Source organism: Pseudomonas sp. AC463 (assembly GCF_979253585.1).
On record NZ_CEEDDZ010000360.1, the window covers coordinates 1 to 315 of the forward strand.

The following is a 315-nucleotide window of genomic DNA, read 5'->3' on the forward strand; positions in this document are numbered from 1 at the left end:
TGAGAATGCCTCTCACTAAAAGCTGGCCGGTTAAGAGTCAATTACGATCGACGAACCAATGGGCGGTTCGCCGCACCTATAAACCGGCTCGCAATGTATTGAAGCTATCGAAGCGAATGGACATTTCGCTCCCTCTTGCCGCCCTGACCGATCATCAGAACCGGGCACTGGACGTGCTCGCGCGAAGCTGTGCATGCGTCGCCGAAGGGCCGGACGCGGTAGAAGCGCGACCGGCGACCTTACGCGCCGAGATGGCGACGGTGCTTGGCGACTATCAGGTGTTCAAGCACGAGCGAATCTTCAACCCCGCCCTGA

At 58.7% G+C, this 315-nt stretch carries 1 protein-coding gene; it reads left to right on the forward strand.

Annotated features, from left to right (window positions below; translation table 11 throughout):
• Positions 1-116: 116 nt before the first annotated feature.
• A partial coding sequence (locus AC0IYH_RS30530) for a hypothetical protein (protein ID WP_471837899.1) occupies positions 117-315 on the forward strand: 199 nt, incomplete at its 3' end.